Genomic DNA, 3,461 nt, shown 5'->3' with positions numbered 1-3,461 from the left:
GAAAAGTCTACGTCGTCACCCCACGGCTGGACGCCCAACTCAACTCGATCCGCTTGGCGACAGCGGCGCCCTTGAGCGCCAGCTCGCGGATCTTGTCGGCAATGTCCTATTTTCCAGGTTAACCAGATTGCAGCCGAACGTATTTCGTCTCGACCATTCGGTACTTGGGCGCATACATCCGTCGACAAGCATCGCTGGTCGACGGAAAATGAGCCGTTGCTCTACGCGCCGTGGTCTAAGTCAGGCTTTACGCTGGTTGCGTGACCTCGCCGGACGTCAGCACCTCGTTCCCCGAACTGCACAACACGGTCGTCGTGGCCGCGTTCGAGGGCTGGAACGACGCCGGTGACGCGGCCAGCGACGCGCTGGAGCACCTGGACGCCATCTGGGAGGCCGATCCGATTGTCGAGATCGACGACGAGGCGTACTACGACTATCAGGTCAATCGCCCGGTGATCCGGCAGGTCGACGGCGTGACCCGGGAATTGGTCTGGCCGTCGATGCGCATCTCGCATTGCCGCCCGCCGGGCACCGAGCGCGACATCGTGCTGATGCACGGCGTGGAGCCGAACATGCGGTGGCGCACCTTCTGCGGCGAGCTGCTGGCCGTCGCCGACAAGCTCAACGTCGACACCGTGGTGATCCTCGGCGCTCTGCTGGCCGACACGCCGCACACCCGGCCGGTGCCGGTGTCCGGGGCGGCCTACTCACCTGAGTCGGCACACCGCTTCGGGCTGCAGGAAACCCGCTACGAAGGCCCGACCGGCATCGCCGGGGTCTTTCAGGACGCCTGTGTGGCGGCGGGGATACCGGCCGTCACCTTCTGGGCGGCAGTCCCGCACTACGTCTCGCAGCCGCCGAACCCGAAAGCGACTGTCGCGCTGCTGCGCCGCGTCGAGGAAGTACTCGATATCGAGGTGCCGCTGGCTGACCTGCCCGCCCAAGCCGAGGAATGGGAGCAGGCGGTCACCGAGATGACCACCGAGGACGACGAAATCGCCGAGTACGTGCAGTCATTGGAGCAGCGCGGAGATGCCGAGGTCGACATGACCGAGGTGCTGGGCAAGATCGACGGCGACGCGCTGGCCGCGGAGTTCGAACGCTATCTGCGTCGCCGCCGGCCGGGCTTCGGGCGCTAGCGGCGACCGCAAGCTCGGCGCAGCCGAGTGCGGCGAGTCGTCGCCAAACCTAGGGTTTGTCCAGCTGCTGGGTGTGGGCGCTGACAGACCGGCCGAGCGCGGCGACCTCGGCGTCCATCTGGGCTACCTGCCCGCCGGCGGTTTTGAGGATCGGGCCCTCGCCGAACCGGGTCGACATGAACGGCTTCATCCAGCGGAACACACTCACCCAGCCCGGGCAGTACACCCGCTTGCGCCGGTGCTCGATGCCGTCGACGAACGCCGCGGCGCACTTGTCCACCGAGGTGGTCTTGTTCAACGGCCACGGGAACTTCGCCAACTGCTCGCCGAACACCGGCAGATCCTTCTGGGTGTCGCGGACCAGCGCAGTGTCGATCCAGGACATGTGCGCCGAGCCGACGGCCACGCCGAGGTGGGCTACTTCGAGCCGTAACGCGTGCGCGAGATGCTCGTTGCCGGCCTTGGACATGTCGTAGGGGGCCATTCCCGGCGCCGCGGTGAACGCGGCCAACGACGAGACGACCAGGACGTAGCCGCGGCGCTCGATGATCGAAGGCAAGGCGGCCCGCACAGTGTTGAAGACGCCGAGCAGGTTGACGTCCAGCACCCGCTTGACCGCGTCGGGATCGACATTCAGCACCGAGCCGTAGCTGGCGATACCGGCGTTGGCGACGACGGTGTCGATACCGCCGAACTTCTCGACGGCCTGCGCGGCCGCGGTCTGCATGGCGGCCAGATCGCGGACGTCGGCAACCACGGTCAGCACATTCTGGTCGCCGCCCAGCTCGGCGGACCGCTCCGCCAGCGCCCCCTCGTCGAGGTCGGTGAGCACCAGTTTGGCGCCCTTCTCGTGCAACCGGCGGGCCACTTCGGCCCCGATTCCATGGCCGGCGCCGGTGATGAATACGACTTGAGAACTAACTGACGTCATGGCGGCAACCTACCTTCTAGCGTCGCGTTGATGACAAGTCAACACCTAATAGCGCATCCATGGTGGCTGCGACAGCTCGCGGCGCCTCGGCGTCGTGACCGCCGTATTCCAGCGCATCGGTGGTCCAACCATCAAGTGCGGCAAGCGCTTTGGGCGTGTCGAGGTCGTCTGCGAGATATTGGCGCACCCGGGCGATTACGTCGGCGGCGTCTGGGCCGGCCGGCAATGCGGTCGCGGCACGCCACCGCTGCAGCCGGGTGTTGGCCTGCTGGAGCACCTGCGGTCCCCAGTCGCGATCGGCCCGATAGTGCCCGGCCAGCAGACCCAGTCGAATGGCCGCCGGTTCGACGCCCTCGGCGCGTAACCCGGACACCAGCACCAAGTTGCCGCGGCTCTTGGACATCTTGTGACCGTCCCACCCGATCATGCCCGCGTGGACGTAGTGCGCCGCGAAACGTCTTTCGCCGCTGACAGATTCGGCGTGCGCAGCGGTGAATTCGTGATGCGGAAAGATCAGATCGCTGCCGCCGCCCTGGATGTCCAGCCCGCTGCCGATGCGGCTGAGCGCGATCGCCGCGCACTCGACGTGCCAGCCCGGCCGGCCGGGCCCGAACGGCGAGGGCCAGCTCGGCTCGCCAGGTCGTTCGGCACGCCACAGCAACGCGTCGAGTTGGTCGGTTTTGCCCGACCGGTCCGGGTCGCCGCCGCGTTCGGCGAACAGCGTCAGCATGGTGTCGCGGTCGTAGCCGGACTCGTAGCCGAACTGCAGCGTGGCGTCGGCGCGGTAGTAGACGTCGGGGAATTCGGCGTCGTCGACGACGTAGGCGGCCCCCGAAGCCAGCATCTTCTCGACCAGCTCGACCACCTCGGCGACCGCCTCGGTTGCCGCCACGTATTCGCGCGGCGGCAACACCCGCAACGCGGTCATGTCGTCGCGGTACAGCGCCACTTCGCGGGCCGCAAGGTCGCGCCAGTCGATGCCGTCGCGGTGGGCCCGCTCGAAGAGCGGATCGTCGACATCGGTGATGTTCTGCACGTAATGCACGTCGTGTCCGAGGTCTCGCCACAACCGGTGAATCAGATCGAATGCCAGATAGGTCGCGGCGTGACCGAGATGGGTGGCGTCGTAGGGCGTAATCCCGCAGACGTACATGGTGGCCGTCGGCCCGGCCGCAACCGGTCGCACCTGGCGGTCGGAGCTGTCGTACAGCCGCAGTTCCGGGCCGCGTCCGGGCAGCGCCGGTATTGGCGCGGCGGGCCAGGATTGCATACCGTCGACTGTAAAGCTTCGGCTAGCTCGCCAACCGGATGGCACCCAGCAACAGATCCGCGAGTTCGGCGCGACACATCAGGAAGTCGGGCAGATACGGGTCGGGGCGGTTGTAGATCAT

Annotated in this window: 3 protein-coding genes and 1 pseudogene; 1 reads left to right on the top strand and 3 read right to left on the bottom strand. The window is 66.9% G+C overall.

The window, feature by feature from the left end; genetic code table 11:
• Positions 1-260 precede the first annotated feature (260 nt).
• Positions 261-1,139, top strand: a complete 879-nt coding sequence (locus tag WAO18_RS21410; RefSeq protein WP_422208238.1) for a PAC2 family protein — start codon at positions 261-263, stop codon at positions 1,137-1,139.
• Positions 1,140-1,188: 49 nt separating this feature from the next.
• Here WAO18_RS21410 and WAO18_RS21405 read toward each other — a convergent pair whose 3' ends face one another.
• The 3 genes and pseudogenes from WAO18_RS21405 to WAO18_RS21395 form a co-directional block, all read right to left on the bottom strand.
• On the bottom strand, positions 1,189-2,070 hold the full coding sequence (locus WAO18_RS21405) for an SDR family oxidoreductase (RefSeq protein WP_422208237.1): 882 nt from the start codon (positions 2,068-2,070) through the stop codon (positions 1,189-1,191).
• A gap of 16 nt (positions 2,071-2,086) precedes the next feature.
• On the bottom strand, positions 2,087-3,340 hold the full coding sequence (gene mshC / locus WAO18_RS21400) for a cysteine--1-D-myo-inosityl 2-amino-2-deoxy-alpha-D-glucopyranoside ligase (protein WP_422208236.1): 1,254 nt from the start codon (positions 3,338-3,340) through the stop codon (positions 2,087-2,089).
• Between the two features lie 22 nt (positions 3,341-3,362).
• A pseudogene (locus tag WAO18_RS21395) lies at positions 3,363-3,461 on the bottom strand (3'(2'),5'-bisphosphate nucleotidase CysQ); the annotation flags it as partial.

It is taken from the genome of Mycobacterium sp. (genome assembly GCF_049278535.1).
Lineage (GTDB): Bacteria > Actinomycetota > Actinomycetes > Mycobacteriales > Mycobacteriaceae > Mycobacterium.
This window is presented reverse-complemented; position numbering and strand designations above follow the sequence as displayed.

Bases quoted from the DNA above. Each gene is read 5' to 3' on its own strand.
- mshC (WP_422208236.1), bottom strand. From the start codon at position 3,340: ATGCAATCCTGGCCCGCCGCGCCAATACCGGCGCTGCCCGGACGCGGC.
- WAO18_RS21405 (WP_422208237.1), bottom strand. From the start codon at position 2,070: ATGACGTCAGTTAGTTCTCAAGTCGTATTCATCACCGGCGCCGGCCAT.